Origin of the sequence: Bacillus subtilis subsp. subtilis str. 168 (assembly GCF_000009045.1) — a bacterium.
GTDB lineage: Bacteria > Bacillota > Bacilli > Bacillales > Bacillaceae > Bacillus > Bacillus subtilis.
In genome coordinates this window covers 2,973,182-2,991,162 of record NC_000964.3, presented here as the reverse complement: position 1 = coordinate 2,991,162, position 17,981 = coordinate 2,973,182, and the positions used below count along the sequence as shown (strand labels likewise).

General features: G+C 44.3%; 14 protein-coding genes. 13 read left to right on the top strand and 1 reads right to left on the bottom strand.

Going from position 1 to position 17,981, the window contains the following annotated elements:
• Positions 1-30 precede the first annotated feature (30 nt).
• From maeB to ytzA, 6 genes are all read left to right on the top strand, one after another.
• Positions 31-1,263 (top strand): NADP-dependent malic enzyme (conversion of malate into pyruvate, anabolic), encoded by a 1,233-nt coding sequence (gene maeB, locus BSU_29220; RefSeq protein NP_390800.1) that lies wholly within the window; start codon positions 31-33, stop codon positions 1,261-1,263.
• Between the two features lie 334 nt (positions 1,264-1,597).
• A complete protein-coding gene (gene accD, locus BSU_29210; RefSeq protein ID NP_390799.2) occupies positions 1,598-2,470 on the top strand; it encodes an acetyl-CoA carboxylase (carboxyltransferase beta subunit) in 873 nt (290 codons plus the stop codon).
• On the top strand, positions 2,455-3,432 hold the full coding sequence (accA, locus tag BSU_29200) for an acetyl-CoA carboxylase (carboxyltransferase alpha subunit) (protein NP_390798.1): 978 nt from the start codon (positions 2,455-2,457) through the stop codon (positions 3,430-3,432). The genes accD and accA overlap by 16 nt, the downstream gene beginning before the upstream one ends.
• Before the next feature lie 183 nt (positions 3,433-3,615).
• The gene (pfkA, locus tag BSU_29190; protein NP_390797.1) at positions 3,616-4,575 is read left to right on the top strand and encodes a 6-phosphofructokinase; all 960 of its coding nucleotides are present in this window, start codon (positions 3,616-3,618) and stop codon (positions 4,573-4,575) included.
• A 42-nt stretch (positions 4,576-4,617) separates the two neighbouring features.
• Positions 4,618-6,375, top strand: coding sequence for a pyruvate kinase (gene pyk / locus BSU_29180; protein ID NP_390796.1), 1,758 nt, complete (start codon positions 4,618-4,620; stop codon positions 6,373-6,375).
• Between the two features lie 92 nt (positions 6,376-6,467).
• A complete protein-coding gene (ytzA, locus tag BSU_29170) occupies positions 6,468-6,851 on the top strand; it encodes a putative integral inner membrane protein (RefSeq protein NP_390795.1) in 384 nt (127 codons plus the stop codon).
• 32 nt (positions 6,852-6,883) lie between these two features.
• Here the strand turns inward: ytzA and ytvI are convergent, their stop codons facing one another.
• On the bottom strand, positions 6,884-7,999 hold the full coding sequence (ytvI, locus tag BSU_29160; protein ID NP_390794.1) for a putative sporulation-related permease: 1,116 nt from the start codon (positions 7,997-7,999) through the stop codon (positions 6,884-6,886).
• 96 nt (positions 8,000-8,095) lie between these two features.
• Between ytvI and ytwI the strand changes: the two genes are divergently transcribed.
• From ytwI to polA, 7 genes are all read left to right on the top strand, one after another.
• Positions 8,096-8,560 (top strand): putative integral membrane protein, encoded by a 465-nt coding sequence (gene ytwI, locus BSU_29150; protein NP_390793.1) that lies wholly within the window; start codon positions 8,096-8,098, stop codon positions 8,558-8,560.
• 333 nt (positions 8,561-8,893) lie between these two features.
• Positions 8,894-10,012, top strand: coding sequence for a citrate synthase II (gene citZ, locus BSU_29140; RefSeq protein NP_390792.1), 1,119 nt, complete (start codon positions 8,894-8,896; stop codon positions 10,010-10,012).
• A gap of 163 nt (positions 10,013-10,175) precedes the next feature.
• Entirely contained in the window at positions 10,176-11,447 is a 1,272-nt protein-coding gene (gene icd, locus BSU_29130) for an isocitrate dehydrogenase (protein NP_390791.1), read from the top strand.
• 43 nt (positions 11,448-11,490) lie between these two features.
• On the top strand, positions 11,491-12,429 hold the full coding sequence (mdh, locus tag BSU_29120) for a malate dehydrogenase (NAD-dependent) (RefSeq protein ID NP_390790.1): 939 nt from the start codon (positions 11,491-11,493) through the stop codon (positions 12,427-12,429).
• A gap of 211 nt (positions 12,430-12,640) precedes the next feature.
• Entirely contained in the window at positions 12,641-13,363 is a 723-nt protein-coding gene (phoP, locus tag BSU_29110) for a two-component response regulator (RefSeq protein NP_390789.2), read from the top strand.
• The gene (gene phoR, locus BSU_29100; protein ID NP_390788.1) at positions 13,356-15,095 is read left to right on the top strand and encodes a two-component sensor histidine kinase; all 1,740 of its coding nucleotides are present in this window, start codon (positions 13,356-13,358) and stop codon (positions 15,093-15,095) included. Before phoP ends, phoR begins: the two co-directional genes overlap by 8 nt.
• Positions 15,096-15,338: 243 nt before the next feature.
• On the top strand, positions 15,339-17,981 hold the full coding sequence (gene polA / locus BSU_29090) for a DNA polymerase I (RefSeq protein ID NP_390787.1): 2,643 nt from the start codon (positions 15,339-15,341) through the stop codon (positions 17,979-17,981).

The following is a 17,981-nucleotide window of genomic DNA, read 5'->3' as shown; positions in this document are numbered from 1 at the left end:
AAAAAATATCCATAAGGAGTGTTTAGGAGAATGTCATTAAGAGAAGAAGCATTACACCTGCATAAAGTCAACCAGGGGAAACTGGAGTCTAAATCAAAAGTAGAGGTCAGAAATGCGAAAGATTTAAGCCTCGCGTATTCTCCGGGTGTTGCAGAACCGTGTAAGGATATTCATGAAGACATTAACAAAGTATATGATTATACAATGAAGGGGAACATGGTAGCAGTTGTAACTGACGGTACAGCTGTGCTTGGCCTTGGAAACATCGGCCCTGAAGCGGCGCTTCCTGTTATGGAAGGGAAAGCAGTTCTTTTCAAAAGCTTTGCGGGCGTAGATGCGTTCCCGATTGCTTTAAACACAAACGATGTTGATAAAATCGTTGAAACTGTAAAATTGCTGGAACCGACATTTGGCGGCGTCAACCTTGAAGATATTGCAGCGCCAAACTGCTTTATCATTGAAGAGCGCCTCAAAAAAGAAACAAACATCCCGGTTTTCCATGATGATCAGCACGGTACTGCCATTGTAACCGTAGCAGGTCTTGTGAACGCGCTGAAACTGTCTGGAAAATCCATGTCATCCATTAAAGTTGTCGCAAACGGCGCGGGTGCGGCTGGCATTGCGATTATCAAGCTTCTTCATCATTATGGCGTTCGCGACATTGTGATGTGCGATTCCAAAGGGGCCATTTATGAAGGGCGCCCGAACGGCATGAACGATGTCAAAAATGAAGTGGCGAAGTTCACGAACCAAGATCGCAAAGACGGTTCTCTGAAAGATGTTATCGTTGATGCTGACGTATTTATCGGTGTCTCTGTAGCAGGCGCGTTAACAAAAGAAATGGTTCAAAGCATGGCAAAAGATCCGATTATCTTTGCAATGGCAAATCCAAATCCGGAAATCATGCCGGAAGATGCGCGTGAAGCCGGAGCAAGCGTTGTCGGAACTGGCCGTTCTGACTTCCCGAACCAAGTAAACAATGTTCTTGCATTCCCTGGTATTTTCCGCGGAGCGCTTGATGTGCGTGCCACTCATATTAACGAGGAAATGAAAATCGCAGCGGTTGAAGCCATTGCTTCACTGGTTTCAGAAGATGAGCTTAGCGCAGACTATGTCATCCCTGCACCGTTTGATAAACGTGTTGCGCCTGCTGTTGCGAAGGCTGTGGCAAAAGCTGCGATGGAAACAGGTGTTGCAAGAATCACTGTTGACCCTGAGGAAGTCGCAGAAAAAACAAGAAAACTTACGATTATTGGTGAATAATTTTAATTCATTCCAAAAATGGCAGCGCGTTGGCGGAGACCGGCGCGCTGTTCTCAAGTTAAACTGACGGCTGAAATTTTTTTAGGGGGTTAGCCTTAAAAAAATTTCAGCCGGGTTTAACATTATTTTTGAATGCGCTGTCAACCTTGTCGTTTCAACACCTTATCTGATTTCATACAAGCCTTTCCGAGCACGTCATCGAATAAAAAGTTGTCGAATTGAGGATGACAGCGTTTGACAAAAAAAGTACAATAGTTTCGGTAAAGTTATTAGCAAGTCTATCTGTTTGATGACATGCGGTGAAGAGAACCCTTCACAAAAGGGAGGTAATCATTTGTTAAAGGATATATTCACGAAAAAGAAAAAGTATGCTTCCGTACCGTCTGATCAAGCGAAGCACGATGTTCCGGAAGGCATTATGACAAAATGTCCTAAGTGTAAAAAAATCATGCTCACTAAAGAGTTGGATAAAAATATGCGGGTATGCATGAACTGCGATTATCATTTCCCAATGAACGCAAAACAGCGTATCGAAAGCTTGATGGATGAACAATCCTTTGAGGAATTTAATCAGGGAATGCTCTCGGAAAATCCGCTTGGTTTCCCGGGATATCTGGAAAAGCTTGAAAAAGATCGCGAGAAAACATCCTTAAACGAGGCTGTTGTGACAGGCAAGGGCACCATCGGCGGACACCCGGCTGTTGTCGCCGTCATGGACTCTTCATTCAGAATGGGCAGCATGGGTTCAGTCGTCGGTGAAAAAATCACGCTTGCGATTGAAAAAGCAAAAGCTGATAAAGTTCCGTTTATTATTTTTACGGCTTCAGGCGGTGCTAGAATGCAGGAAGGCGTATTAAGTTTGATGCAGATGGCAAAGACAAGCTCTGCGTTAAAACTGTTCAGTGAAGAACAGGGTCTTATTATTTCAGTAATGACGCATCCGACTACCGGGGGCGTATCAGCAAGCTTTGCATCCCTTGGCGATTACAATTTCGCTGAGCCTGGCGCGCTGATCGGTTTTGCCGGAAGACGGATTATTGAACAGACAATAGGAGAAAAACTGCCTGAGGACTTCCAAACGGCTGAGTTTTTATTAAAACATGGACAGCTTGATGCGGTTATTCATCGCGACGATATGAAAAAAACGTTAGAAAATCTGCTGGATATGCATCAAACAGGAGGTGACATTGAGTGGCTCCAAGATTAGAATTTGAAAAACCGGTGATTGAACTGCAAACCAAAATCGCCGAACTAAAAAAATTCACCCAAGATTCCGATATGGATCTAAGTGCGGAAATCGAACGGCTCGAAGACCGTCTCGCTAAGCTTCAGGATGATATTTACAAAAATTTGAAGCCGTGGGACCGGGTTCAAATCGCGCGTCTGGCGGACCGTCCGACAACTCTTGATTATATCGAACACCTGTTTACCGACTTTTTTGAATGTCACGGAGACAGAGCGTACGGGGACGATGAAGCCATTGTCGGCGGGATTGCGAAGTTCCACGGCCTCCCTGTAACGGTAATCGGGCATCAGCGCGGCAAAGACACGAAGGAAAACCTAGTCCGCAATTTTGGGATGCCGCATCCAGAAGGCTACAGAAAAGCGCTTCGTCTGATGAAACAGGCTGACAAATTTAACAGACCAATTATCTGTTTTATTGATACGAAGGGGGCATACCCTGGACGAGCAGCTGAAGAAAGAGGACAAAGTGAAGCTATTGCCAAAAACCTGTTTGAGATGGCCGGCCTTCGAGTGCCTGTTATCTGCATCGTCATTGGTGAAGGCGGAAGCGGCGGAGCCCTTGGTCTGGGTGTAGGCAATCACTTGCATATGCTGGAAAACTCTACTTATTCTGTTATTTCTCCGGAAGGTGCCGCGGCACTTTTATGGAAGGACTCCAGTCTTGCTAAAAAAGCAGCAGAAACAATGAAAATCACTGCGCCGGATTTAAAAGAATTAGGTATTATAGATCATATGATTAAAGAAGTAAAAGGCGGAGCGCACCATGATGTGAAGCTGCAGGCAAGCTATATGGACGAAACCCTTAAACAATCGTTAAAAACTTTACTGAAGCTGAGCGAAGAAGAATTAGTTCAGCAGCGTTATGAAAAATATAAAGCAATTGGCAAAGTCTCGGTTGAAGATCAATATATCGGGGTAAACTAAATAAACGTGAAGCCTTTGGCTCACGTTTATTTTTTGTGACATTCCTTAAATTTTATTTAAAAACAATTTATTTAATTGTATAATAGGTAAGGTTTCATAGGGAGGATGGAGATCCCTTTTCATTGTTTTTAGGGCAATGATCATGTTATGTTTAATCATATATGTTGCTGAGGTGAATGGAGAATGAAACGAATAGGGGTATTAACGAGCGGCGGGGATTCCCCGGGAATGAACGCAGCAGTTCGCGCAGTAGTCAGAAAAGCGATCTATCATGACGTTGAAGTTTACGGTATTTACAACGGATACGCGGGATTGATCAGCGGAAAGATTGAAAAGCTTGAACTCGGATCAGTAGGCGATATTATACATCGTGGAGGGACTAAGCTTTATACGGCGAGATGTCCTGAATTCAAAACAGTTGAAGGCCGTGAAAAAGGGATAGCAAACTTGAAGAAGCTTGGTATTGAAGGCCTTGTTGTTATCGGTGGAGACGGTTCCTATATGGGTGCGAAAAAATTAACGGAACACGGGTTTCCATGTGTAGGTGTACCGGGTACAATTGATAATGACATTCCGGGCACTGATTTTACAATCGGTTTCGATACAGCTTTAAATACAGTAATTGACGCAATTGATAAGATTCGCGATACAGCGACTTCTCATGAACGTACATATGTAATCGAAGTAATGGGCCGTCATGCCGGCGATATCGCATTGTGGGCCGGTCTTGCAGGGGGCGCAGAATCGATCTTAATCCCTGAGGCAGACTATGACATGCACGAAATCATTGCCCGCTTAAAACGCGGCCACGAACGCGGCAAGAAGCACAGTATTATTATTGTTGCCGAAGGTGTAGGCAGCGGTGTTGAATTCGGGAAACGCATTGAAGAAGAAACAAATCTTGAAACTAGGGTATCTGTATTGGGCCATATCCAGCGCGGAGGTTCTCCGAGTGCTGCTGACCGTGTGTTGGCAAGCCGTCTCGGCGCATATGCAGTTGAACTGCTGCTTGAAGGAAAAGGCGGACGCTGTGTAGGTATACAAAACAATAAGCTTGTAGACCATGATATTATAGAAATACTTGAGACAAAACACACAGTTGAGCAAAACATGTATCAGCTTTCAAAAGAACTGTCTATCTAATGTACAGCTGAAGGCTGAAGATTTCAGAAGGAAGTGAACCAAATGAGAAAAACTAAAATTGTTTGTACCATCGGTCCGGCAAGTGAAAGTATTGAAATGCTTACGAAATTAATGGAGTCAGGAATGAACGTGGCTCGATTAAACTTTTCTCACGGAGATTTTGAGGAGCACGGTGCAAGAATTAAAAATATCCGCGAAGCAAGTAAAAAACTTGGCAAGAACGTTGGAATTCTGCTTGATACAAAAGGTCCTGAAATCCGCACACATACAATGGAAAACGGCGGTATTGAGCTTGAAACAGGCAAAGAGCTCATTATTTCAATGGACGAGGTTGTAGGAACAACAGATAAAATTTCAGTGACATATGAAGGTTTAGTCCATGACGTTGAACAAGGTTCAACGATTCTGTTAGATGACGGCCTTATCGGTCTTGAGGTACTTGATGTAGATGCCGCTAAACGCGAAATCAAAACAAAAGTATTAAACAACGGAACACTCAAAAATAAAAAAGGTGTTAACGTACCGGGCGTAAGTGTCAATCTTCCGGGGATTACTGAAAAGGATGCGCGAGACATCGTTTTCGGTATTGAGCAAGGAGTAGACTTCATCGCACCATCTTTCATTCGACGTTCTACGGATGTGCTCGAAATCCGTGAGCTTCTTGAAGAGCACAACGCTCAGGATATTCAAATCATCCCTAAAATCGAAAACCAAGAGGGCGTTGACAACATCGATGCGATTCTCGAAGTGTCTGACGGCTTAATGGTTGCACGCGGAGACTTAGGTGTGGAAATTCCAGCTGAAGAAGTGCCGCTTGTGCAAAAAGAACTGATCAAAAAATGCAACGCGCTGGGCAAACCTGTTATTACAGCGACACAAATGCTTGACAGCATGCAGCGCAACCCGCGTCCGACTCGTGCGGAAGCAAGTGACGTTGCAAACGCGATCTTCGACGGAACAGATGCGATCATGCTTTCTGGTGAAACTGCTGCCGGAAGTTACCCGGTTGAAGCAGTTCAAACAATGCATAACATCGCGTCCCGTTCTGAAGAAGCATTAAATTATAAAGAAATTCTCTCAAAACGCAGAGACCAAGTGGGCATGACAATTACAGACGCAATTGGACAATCTGTCGCACATACGGCGATTAACCTGAATGCTGCTGCGATCGTAACGCCGACAGAAAGCGGCCATACAGCACGTATGATTGCAAAATACCGTCCGCAGGCTCCGATTGTTGCGGTTACTGTAAATGACTCTATTTCCAGAAAGCTTGCCCTCGTATCTGGCGTATTCGCGGAAAGCGGCCAAAATGCGAGCTCAACAGATGAGATGCTTGAGGATGCTGTCCAAAAATCATTGAACAGCGGAATTGTAAAACACGGCGATCTTATCGTTATTACAGCTGGCACTGTCGGTGAGTCCGGCACTACGAACTTAATGAAGGTTCATACTGTCGGCGATATCATCGCTAAAGGCCAAGGCATTGGACGCAAATCAGCTTACGGTCCGGTTGTCGTTGCACAAAATGCAAAAGAAGCTGAGCAAAAAATGACTGACGGTGCGGTACTTGTTACCAAAAGCACTGACCGTGATATGATTGCATCCCTTGAAAAAGCGTCTGCTCTTATTACAGAAGAAGGCGGTTTGACTAGCCATGCTGCGGTAGTCGGATTAAGCCTTGGCATCCCGGTTATCGTGGGTCTGGAAAATGCGACATCTATTTTGACAGATGGCCAGGATATTACAGTTGACGCTTCCAGAGGCGCAGTCTATCAAGGCCGTGCGAGCGTTCTTTAATTACAGGTGAAAATGGAAGGGGAATCCCTTCCTTTTCTCTTTATCATGCCTTTTGTTGAACAGAACGTGTTACACGTGTGGGGGGCTTGGATATGAGATTTTTGTTTTTGCTTTTTATTGTGTTTCCGGCAATAGAAATCGGTATATTCCTATTTTTAGGAAATCTGATTGGTATTTTGCCGACAGTTCTATTCATGATTCTGACTGGCATTATCGGCGCAGCAGCTGCAAAAAAACAAGGAACCGAAGTGTATTATAAGGTTCAGCGTGATCTTCAATATGGCAAAATGCCGGGAGAAGCGATTGCTGACGGTCTGTGCATTTTCATTGGCGGTCTATTGCTGATGCTTCCGGGCTTTTTATCAGATTTGGCCGGCGCCTGTCTTCTTATCCCGTTTACCCGCGGCTGGTGTAAGCCGATTCTGTTCAAATGGCTGAGAGGAATGTCGAAGAATAAGCGGATCATCATCAAATAAAAAACGGCAGCCATGAAAAAACGGCTGCCGTTTTATTTTTGCTGAACGGTGATATAGGACCATATTTCTTTTAATGCGCCTGTTGTGATGAAAGCTTGGATGATGACGAGTACAGCCGGTCCCGCAATCAGTCCTAAAAACCCGAATAATTTAAAGCCGGCAAACAGGGCGATGAGTGTTGCCAGCGGATCGATCCCGATAGATTTACTTAGTATCTTGGGCTCTGTCAGCTGCCGCTGAATAAGAACGACGAGGTACAGGATACCAATTCCGATTGCTTGGGGCAGCTGGCCCGTAATCGATAAATACAAAATCCAGGGCACAAATACGGAGCCGGCACCTAAGTAAGGGAGAAGATCTACAAGCCCGATTAAAAAAGCAATTGTTGCGGCGTGTTCAACCTTTAAGAGAGAAAGGCCGATAAATACAATCACCATCGTGATGAAAACGAGGACGGCTTGTGCTTTGATAAAACCAGTCATTGCTTTTTTTAATTCGCTGCTGATTGCTTTGCTGTTAGCTGTCACACGATCCGGCAGAATTAAAACAAGCATGGCTTTCAGCTTATGCCAATCCTTTGTCATAAAAAAGGTTGCCAGAAGAGAAAAAATCAGAACCGCCGCCGTATTGGGAAGAAGAGCGAAAAATCTCGGGATCATCTCTAGAATGTGGGACAGCAGGAGCCCGGCATTTTTAGCGGCAGAATCACCGAGTGTCTGGATATGAGTGACGATGGAAGCCTGCTGGTTCGTTTCCAATTCTTGAAACAAAAGAGTTAACTCGTTATAGAGCGGCTGAATATGAGTGGTAAACAATTTTTCGCAATATGAAATAAACGTGCTGATATGCGGAGGCAGCGTTTTTGCTAGATAGGCTGTTCCCGTTACGATTTCGGCTACCAGAATGGTGAGCACGCCGAAGGCTGCGAGCAGAAAAAAAGCAAGAACGCCCAGAACATTTATCGTTCGGGGGAATCCTGTCACTTTGTCCAAATAATCGACAACAGGATGAATCACTGAAGATAGAATAAGGGCGATCAGGAACGGATAAGTTAACGGAAACGAATAATAGGCCGCAGCTATCGACCCTGCGGTCATTGATATGACAAAGAGGGTTCTGAAAAAAATAGTGATATAAGATTGATTCACAAAAACGGTCCTCCTCTCGTCAGCATGTCCTATTTTTTATATGTATTCACGCTGCGGCTGAATATGAATACATTCATCTTAAAGGAGGGATGGCATGTGTTTACACAAGCGAATTTATTTTTAATTTTACTCTTGGCTATCGCACTTATCGCAAAAAACCAATCATTGCTCTTTGCTGTATCCGTCCTTTTGATCATCAAAATCGTTGGGCTTGATCAGAAATTATTTCCGACCATCCAGTCAAAAGGCATTAACTGGGGTGTGACCATTATTACCATCGCCGTTCTTGTCCCGATTGCCACGGGAGAAATCGGATTTAAGCAGCTTGGAGAAGCAATGCGGTCTTCCTACGCATGGATCGCCCTTGGAGCGGGGATCGCAGTGGCGCTGATTGCAAAAAACGGCCTGACCCTGCTTGAAAATGATCCGCATATTACAACTGCTCTCGTGATCGGGACCATTCTTGCAGTCGCGCTTTTTGGAGGAGTTGCGGTGGGGCCGCTGATCGGAGCGGGGATTGCTTATTTAGCCATGCAGATCGTAAAACTGTTCACTTCATAAAAAAAAGCGGCCTTAAAGCCGCTTTTTTTTATGCAAAAACCCGCAAATAAAGGCGTTTTTTCGGGGAAATCACAGAATGGAAAAAAAAAATTATAGGTAAACATTTAACAAATGTCTGATTATTGTTTATAATGAGAATAGGCTTAAACTTAAATAAGCTTATAAAAATTTGTTATGTTCTTTCAAAAGCAAAGGGTTTTAGTTCCAGCAGCCAGTAAAATGTAAGCATTTTCTTTTTGGGGGAGAGAAATACTTGCATCGTGCTTTTTAAGTAAGCCTCATGTTTTTACAACACTCTTAAAGGGGAAATTTATTGAAAAGGAGATGTTATATATGACAGCGACACGCGGTCTTGAAGGGGTTGTAGCAACAACATCATCTGTTAGTTCTATTATTGATGATACCCTTACATATGTGGGGTATGATATCGATGATTTGACAGAGAATGCAAGTTTTGAAGAAATCATCTACTTGCTTTGGCATCTAAGGCTGCCAAACAAAAAAGAGCTTGAAGAGTTAAAGCAGCAGCTTGCAAAGGAAGCTGCCGTTCCGCAAGAAATTATTGAGCACTTCAAATCTTATTCCCTCGAAAATGTTCATCCCATGGCTGCTCTTCGGACAGCAATTTCATTACTAGGCCTGCTTGACAGCGAGGCTGATACCATGAACCCGGAAGCCAACTACAGAAAGGCGATCCGCCTTCAGGCAAAGGTGCCTGGCCTGGTTGCAGCGTTTTCCAGAATTCGCAAGGGTCTTGAGCCTGTTGAACCGAGAGAAGATTACGGTATTGCGGAGAATTTTCTTTACACATTAAACGGTGAAGAGCCTTCACCAATTGAAGTTGAAGCCTTCAACAAAGCATTGATTTTACATGCTGACCATGAGCTGAACGCGTCAACGTTCACAGCGAGGGTCTGCGTCGCAACACTTTCTGACATCTATTCAGGCATTACTGCAGCAATCGGCGCGCTGAAAGGGCCTCTTCACGGCGGAGCGAATGAAGGCGTTATGAAAATGCTGACAGAAATCGGTGAAGTGGAAAACGCTGAGCCGTACATCCGCGCTAAACTTGAAAAGAAAGAAAAAATCATGGGATTCGGCCACCGTGTGTATAAGCATGGTGATCCGCGCGCGAAGCATCTGAAAGAAATGAGCAAGCGCCTGACCAACCTGACAGGCGAAAGCAAATGGTATGAGATGTCGATTCGTATAGAAGACATCGTCACATCAGAGAAAAAGCTTCCGCCTAACGTTGATTTCTATTCGGCTTCTGTATATCACAGCCTCGGTATTGACCATGATTTGTTTACACCGATTTTTGCTGTAAGCAGAATGTCCGGCTGGCTCGCTCATATTCTTGAGCAGTATGACAACAACCGTCTGATCCGCCCGCGGGCAGATTACACAGGCCCTGACAAACAAAAATTCGTTCCGATTGAAGAAAGAGCCTAAAGAACCATTGGAGGCTGGCTTGCGTCAATGAGGTTAGCCTCTTGTTCAGACATCAAAATTGGGTTACACTTTAAATTGAATGTTAGGAAAAATCATTTTATTTTCTATATAAGAAAAATAAAATGTTTTCTAAATATGAATTACATACTGGGAGGTTTTTATTGTGGCACAAGGTGAAAAAATTACAGTCTCTAACGGAGTATTAAACGTACCAAACAACCCGATTATCCCATTTATCGAAGGAGACGGAACCGGTCCTGATATTTGGAACGCGGCTTCGAAGGTTTTGGAAGCAGCAGTAGAAAAAGCATACAAAGGCGAAAAGAAAATTACATGGAAAGAAGTTTACGCCGGAGAAAAGGCTTATAATAAAACAGGTGAGTGGCTCCCTGCTGAAACATTAGATGTGATCCGCGAATATTTCATCGCGATTAAAGGCCCGTTAACGACACCTGTCGGCGGCGGTATCCGTTCTTTGAACGTAGCGCTCAGACAAGAGCTTGACCTATTCGTCTGCTTAAGACCTGTAAGATACTTTACTGGAGTGCCGTCACCGGTAAAACGCCCTGAAGATACTGATATGGTCATCTTCCGTGAAAATACAGAAGATATTTACGCAGGCATCGAGTATGCAAAAGGCTCTGAAGAAGTGCAAAAGCTTATCAGCTTCCTTCAAAATGAGTTAAACGTCAATAAAATCCGTTTCCCTGAGACATCAGGTATCGGCATTAAGCCTGTTTCAGAAGAAGGAACAAGCCGCTTGGTCAGAGCTGCCATTGATTATGCGATCGAGCATGGCCGCAAATCTGTAACACTTGTTCACAAAGGAAACATCATGAAGTTCACAGAAGGCGCCTTCAAAAACTGGGGCTATGAACTTGCTGAAAAAGAATACGGAGATAAAGTCTTCACATGGGCTCAATATGACCGCATTGCTGAAGAACAAGGAAAAGACGCTGCCAACAAAGCGCAAAGCGAAGCGGAAGCAGCAGGAAAAATCATTATCAAAGACAGCATTGCTGACATTTTCCTTCAGCAGATCTTAACGCGTCCAAACGAGTTTGATGTCGTTGCGACAATGAACTTGAACGGAGATTACATTTCTGATGCTCTTGCTGCGCAAGTCGGCGGAATCGGCATTGCTCCTGGAGCGAACATCAACTACGAAACAGGACATGCGATTTTCGAGGCGACGCACGGAACGGCTCCTAAATATGCAGGCCTTGATAAAGTAAACCCATCTTCAGTTATTCTTTCAGGCGTTCTGCTTCTTGAGCATTTAGGATGGAACGAAGCGGCTGATTTGGTTATCAAATCTATGGAAAAAACAATCGCTTCTAAAGTCGTAACTTACGATTTTGCCAGATTAATGGACGGGGCGACTGAAGTGAAATGTTCAGAGTTCGGAGAAGAACTGATCAAAAACATGGACTAAGCAAGGAAAAAGCCTAAAACTAGCCATAAAGGAGAAGAGAGACATGGGAAATACTCGTAAAAAAGTTTCTGTTATCGGAGCAGGTTTTACCGGAGCTACAACTGCATTTTTAATCGCTCAAAAAGAGCTGGCAGACGTTGTTCTTGTTGACATTCCGCAATTGGAGAACCCGACAAAGGGAAAAGCGCTTGATATGCTTGAAGCAAGCCCGGTTCAAGGCTTTGACGCAAAAATTACGGGAACATCCAATTACGAGGATACAGCCGGCTCTGACATTGTTGTCATTACAGCCGGTATCGCAAGAAAACCTGGTATGAGCAGAGATGATCTGGTCTCTACAAACGAAAAGATTATGAGAAGCGTTACGCAGGAAATCGTGAAATATTCTCCTGACTCTATTATTGTGGTGCTGACAAATCCTGTTGATGCAATGACATACGCGGTGTACAAAGAATCAGGCTTCCCTAAAGAGCGTGTAATCGGCCAGTCAGGTGTGCTTGATACGGCAAGATTCAGAACATTTGTGGCAGAGGAATTAAACCTGTCAGTGAAAGATGTGACTGGTTTCGTACTCGGCGGACACGGTGACGATATGGTTCCGCTTGTGCGTTATTCTTATGCTGGCGGTATCCCGCTTGAAACTCTTATTCCGAAAGAACGGATTGACGCAATTGTGGAGCGCACTAGAAAAGGCGGAGGCGAAATCGTGAATCTTCTTGGAAACGGAAGCGCGTATTATGCGCCTGCGGCTTCTCTGACAGAAATGGTCGAAGCGATCTTGAAAGATCAGCGCCGCGTCCTTCCTACAATTGCTTATCTTGAAGGGGAATACGGCTATGAAGGCATCTACCTTGGTGTTCCTACAATTGTAGGCGGCAACGGTCTTGAGCAAATCATTGAACTTGAACTGACAGACTATGAAAGAGCGCAGCTGAATAAATCAGTTGAATCTGTCAAAAATGTCATGAAAGTATTATCCTAATAAAAAGAGAGAAAGGCTTGCTTAATACAGCCTTTCTCTTTTTACTATAAATGAAAGCGCTATCATAAACGTCTTTATTTCTTTTAAAAATGATGTAAAAGGCGAATTGTCGGAATGTCCTGCTTTCGCTAAAATAAAATCATGAAACATGTTAAGATGACATAAAATAGAGAAATAGGATGTCGGGGAATTATAATACTGGAGGCACAGCATGAACAAGAAAATTTTAGTTGTGGATGATGAAGAATCTATTGTTACTCTTTTACAGTACAATTTGGAACGGTCAGGCTATGATGTCATTACCGCCTCGGATGGGGAAGAAGCACTCAAAAAAGCGGAAACAGAGAAACCTGATTTGATTGTGCTTGATGTGATGCTTCCAAAATTGGACGGAATCGAAGTATGCAAGCAGCTGAGACAGCAAAAACTGATGTTTCCCATTTTAATGCTGACAGCGAAGGATGAGGAATTCGACAAAGTATTAGGGCTGGAGCTCGGTGCTGATGATTATATGACCAAGCCGTTCAGTCCAAGGGAAGTAAATGCGAGAGTCAAAGCGATTTTAAGGCGTTCGGAAATAGCTGCGCCCTCTAGTGAGATGAAGAACGATGAAATGGAAGGCCAGATCGTAATCGGCGATCTGAAAATCCTGCCTGATCATTATGAAGCGTACTTTAAAGAAAGTCAGCTTGAACTGACACCGAAAGAATTCGAACTGCTGCTCTATTTAGGCAGACATAAAGGCAGAGTTCTGACAAGAGACCTGCTGCTGAGCGCAGTCTGGAATTATGATTTTGCCGGAGATACGAGAATTGTTGATGTGCACATCAGCCATCTTCGCGACAAAATTGAAAACAATACCAAAAAACCGATCTACATTAAAACGATTAGGGGATTGGGGTATAAACTGGAGGAGCCAAAAATGAATGAATAAATACCGTGTGCGCCTTTTTTCTGTATTCGTTGTCTGTATGATTCTGGTGTTTTGTGTCCTCGGGCTGTTTTTACAGCAGCTTTTTGAAACATCTGATCAAAGGAAAGCAGAGGAACACATTGAAAAAGAAGCAAAATACTTGGCTTCGCTTCTTGATGCCGGCAATCTGAATAATCAAGCAAATGAGAAAATCATTAAAGATGCAGGCGGCGCGCTTGATGTGAGCGCATCCGTTATCGATACAGACGGTAAGGTGCTGTATGGGTCAAACGGTAGATCGGCTGATTCCCAAAAGGTGCAGGCGCTTGTTTCTGGCCATGAGGGTATTCTGTCAACAACAGATAACAAGCTTTATTACGGACTTTCACTTAGAAGCGAAGGTGAAAAAACAGGATATGTGCTGCTTTCCGCCTCTGAAAAAAGCGACGGCTTAAAAGGCGAATTGTGGGGGATGCTGACGGCCAGTCTTTGTACCGCATTTATCGTCATTGTTTATTTTTATTCCAGCATGACCTCACGTTATAAAAGGTCAATTGAGTCAGCGACAAATGTAGCCACAGAACTCTCTAAGGGCAACTACGATGCACGGACGTACGGCGGCTATATTAGGCGTTCTGATAAGCTAGGACATGCGATGAACAGCCTTGCCATTGATCTGATGGAAATGACGCGAACGCAGGAAATGCAGCGGGATCGGCTGCTGACAGTCATTGAAAACATTGGCTCCGGGCTGATTATGATCGACGGAAGAGGCTTTATTAATCTCGTAAACAGGTCTTACGCCAAGCAGTTTCATATCAATCCGAATCATATGCTGCGCCGTCTTTATCACGATGCATTTGAACATGAAGAAGTGATCCAGCTTGTCGAAGACATTTTTATGACGGAGACAAAGAAATGCAAGCTGTTAAGACTGCCGATCAAAATAGAACGGCGTTATTTTGAAGTGGACGGCGTTCCGATTATGGGGCCGGACGATGAATGGAAAGGAATTGTGCTCGTTTTCCATGACATGACGGAAACGAAGAAATTAGAGCAGATGAGGAAGGATTTTGTGGCCAATGTTTCTCATGAGCTGAAAACACCGATTACGTCCATAAAAGGGTTTACGGAGACGTTATTGGACGGGGCGATGGAAGACAAAGAGGCGCTTTCTGAATTTCTCTCTATTATTCTTAAGGAAAGCGAAAGGCTTCAGTCTTTGGTTCAGGATTTGCTCGATCTCTCAAAAATCGAGCAGCAAAATTTCACGCTCAGTATCGAAACGTTTGAGCCGGCCAAAATGCTTGGTGAGATTGAAACGCTTCTGAAGCATAAGGCGGATGAGAAAGGCATCTCCTTGCACCTGAATGTCCCGAAAGACCCTCAATATGTATCTGGTGACCCGTACAGGCTGAAACAGGTATTTCTTAATCTCGTAAACAATGCATTAACCTACACGCCTGAGGGGGGCTCCGTGGCTATCAATGTAAAGCCCAGAGAAAAAGACATTCAGATTGAGGTTGCCGATTCTGGAATCGGAATTCAGAAAGAAGAAATTCCGCGCATCTTTGAACGCTTTTACCGTGTAGATAAAGACAGAAGCAGAAATTCGGGCGGAACCGGGCTGGGCCTAGCGATTGTCAAGCATTTAATAGAGGCTCATGAAGGGAAAATTGATGTCACAAGCGAGCTTGGACGGGGAACTGTCTTTACCGTGACGCTGAAACGGGCCGCTGAAAAGTCCGCCTAATGTTTACAAAGGTTTAACAATATCTTCATGCACTGTTAAACCTATGCTGGTAGGATGTAGTAGAACCCCTTCATCCAAGGAGCCAATTTTGACGGCGGGAACCTATTTGTGTTCCCGTCCTTTTTTGTGTCTTCTCTTATAGTTCACGTATTTTCCTTTCAAATTGAACTTTGTTAAAATAAGAGGAGCTAATGACTATGTAAGAGATGAATGGAAGCCTGAGGCTTCTTAGGAGGAAATTGAATGACGGAACGAAAAAAATTAGTGCTTGTAGACGGAAACAGTCTGGCTTACCGGGCGTTTTTTGCATTGCCGCTGTTAAGCAATGATAAAGGTGTTCATACGAATGCTGTATACGGCTTTGCGATGATTTTGATGAAAATGCTTGAGGATGAAAAACCGACGCACATGCTGGTTGCGTTTGATGCCGGGAAAACAACATTTCGTCACGGCACATTTAAAGAATATAAAGGCGGCAGACAGAAAACCCCGCCTGAGCTTTCCGAACAAATGCCGTTTATCCGCGAGCTGCTGGATGCCTACCAGATCAGCCGCTATGAACTGGAACAATATGAAGCGGATGATATTATCGGCACACTGGCCAAATCGGCTGAAAAAGACGGATTTGAAGTTAAGGTTTTCTCAGGAGATAAGGATTTAACCCAGCTGGCAACGGACAAAACGACAGTTGCCATTACGAGAAAGGGAATTACCGATGTTGAATTTTACACACCGGAGCATGTCAAAGAGAAATATGGGCTTACGCCTGAACAAATCATTGACATGAAGGGTCTGATGGGCGATTCCTCAGATAATATTCCGGGTGTGCCCGGCGTCGGAGAAAAGACTGCGATTAAGCTTTTAAAACAATTTGATTCCGTTGAAAAGCTGCTGGAGTCCATTGACGAGGTGAGCGGAAAGAAATTGAAGGAAAAGCTTGAGGAGTTTAAGGATCAGGCATTGATGAGCAAGGAGCTTGCGACAATTATGACGGATGCTCCGATTGAGGTATCTGTTTCCGGCCTGGAATATCAAGGCTTTAATCGTGAACAGGTCATTGCCATCTTTAAAGATCTTGGCTTCAACACGCTTCTTGAACGGCTTGGAGAAGACAGTGCAGAAGCAGAACAGGATCAATCGTTGGAAGACATTAATGTCAAAACAGTCACAGACGTGACAAGCGATATATTGGTTTCTCCATCCGCATTTGTCGTTGAACAGATTGGCGATAATTATCATGAAGAGCCGATCCTCGGATTTTCGATCGTAAATGAAACGGGAGCTTATTTCATTCCGAAAGACATTGCCGTTGAGTCTGAGGTGTTTAAAGAATGGGTGGAAAATGACGAGCAGAAGAAATGGGTCTTCGACAGCAAGCGGGCCGTTGTCGCTTTGCGCTGGCAGGGCATTGAGCTGAAAGGAGCCGAGTTTGATACGCTCCTTGCGGCTTATATCATCAACCCGGGCAATTCATATGACGACGTTGCGAGTGTGGCTAAGGATTACGGCCTGCATATCGTTTCAAGTGATGAATCAGTTTATGGAAAAGGAGCAAAACGGGCAGTGCCGTCAGAAGACGTACTGTCTGAGCACCTTGGCCGAAAAGCGTTAGCGATTCAAAGCCTTCGGGAAAAGCTCGTTCAAGAGCTGGAAAACAACGACCAGCTTGAACTGTTTGAAGAGCTGGAAATGCCTCTTGCGCTTATTCTTGGCGAAATGGAATCAACTGGCGTCAAGGTCGATGTTGACCGTTTAAAACGGATGGGTGAAGAACTGGGTGCGAAGCTGAAGGAATATGAAGAAAAAATCCATGAGATTGCGGGAGAGCCGTTTAACATCAATTCTCCGAAACAGCTAGGCGTCATCTTATTTGAAAAGATCGGCCTTCCTGTCGTAAAGAAAACGAAAACAGGCTATTCTACGTCTGCCGATGTGCTTGAAAAGCTGGCTGACAAGCATGATATTGTCGACTATATTTTACAGTACAGACAAATTGGCAAGCTTCAATCAACATATATCGAAGGGCTTTTAAAGGTGACGAGACCGGATTCGCATAAAGTGCACACGCGATTTAACCAGGCCTTAACGCAAACTGGCCGTCTCAGCTCGACTGATCCGAACCTGCAAAACATTCCGATCAGGCTTGAGGAAGGGCGGAAAATTCGCCAAGCTTTTGTGCCGTCTGAAAAAGACTGGCTCATTTTTGCAGCCGATTATTCACAAATCGAGCTGCGGGTGCTTGCCCATATTTCAAAGGATGAAAATCTGATCGAAGCTTTTACTAATGATATGGATATTCACACGAAAACGGCAATGGATGTGTTCCATGTCGCTAAGGATGAAGTGACATCTGCGATGAGACGCCAGGCGAAAGCGGTCAACTTTGGCATTGTTTACGGGATCAGCGATTACGGTCTGTCACAGAACCTCGGCATTACCCGGAAGGAAGCGGGAGCATTTATCGACCGCTATCTGGAAAGCTTCCAAGGCGTAAAAGCGTACATGGAAGATTCAGTACAGGAAGCGAAACAAAAAGGATACGTAACAACGCTTATGCATCGCCGCCGCTACATCCCTGAGCTGACGAGCCGGAACTTTAATATCCGAAGTTTTGCGGAGCGGACGGCCATGAATACGCCGATTCAAGGAAGCGCCGCTGATATTATCAAAAAAGCCATGATTGACATGGCTGCCAAGCTGAAAGAAAAACAGTTGAAAGCAAGGCTTCTGCTTCAAGTACACGATGAATTGATTTTTGAGGCGCCAAAGGAAGAAATTGAAATTCTTGAAAAGCTTGTTCCTGAAGTGATGGAGCATGCGCTTGCATTAGATGTGCCGTTAAAGGTGGACTTTGCATCAGGCCCATCTTGGTACGATGCGAAATAA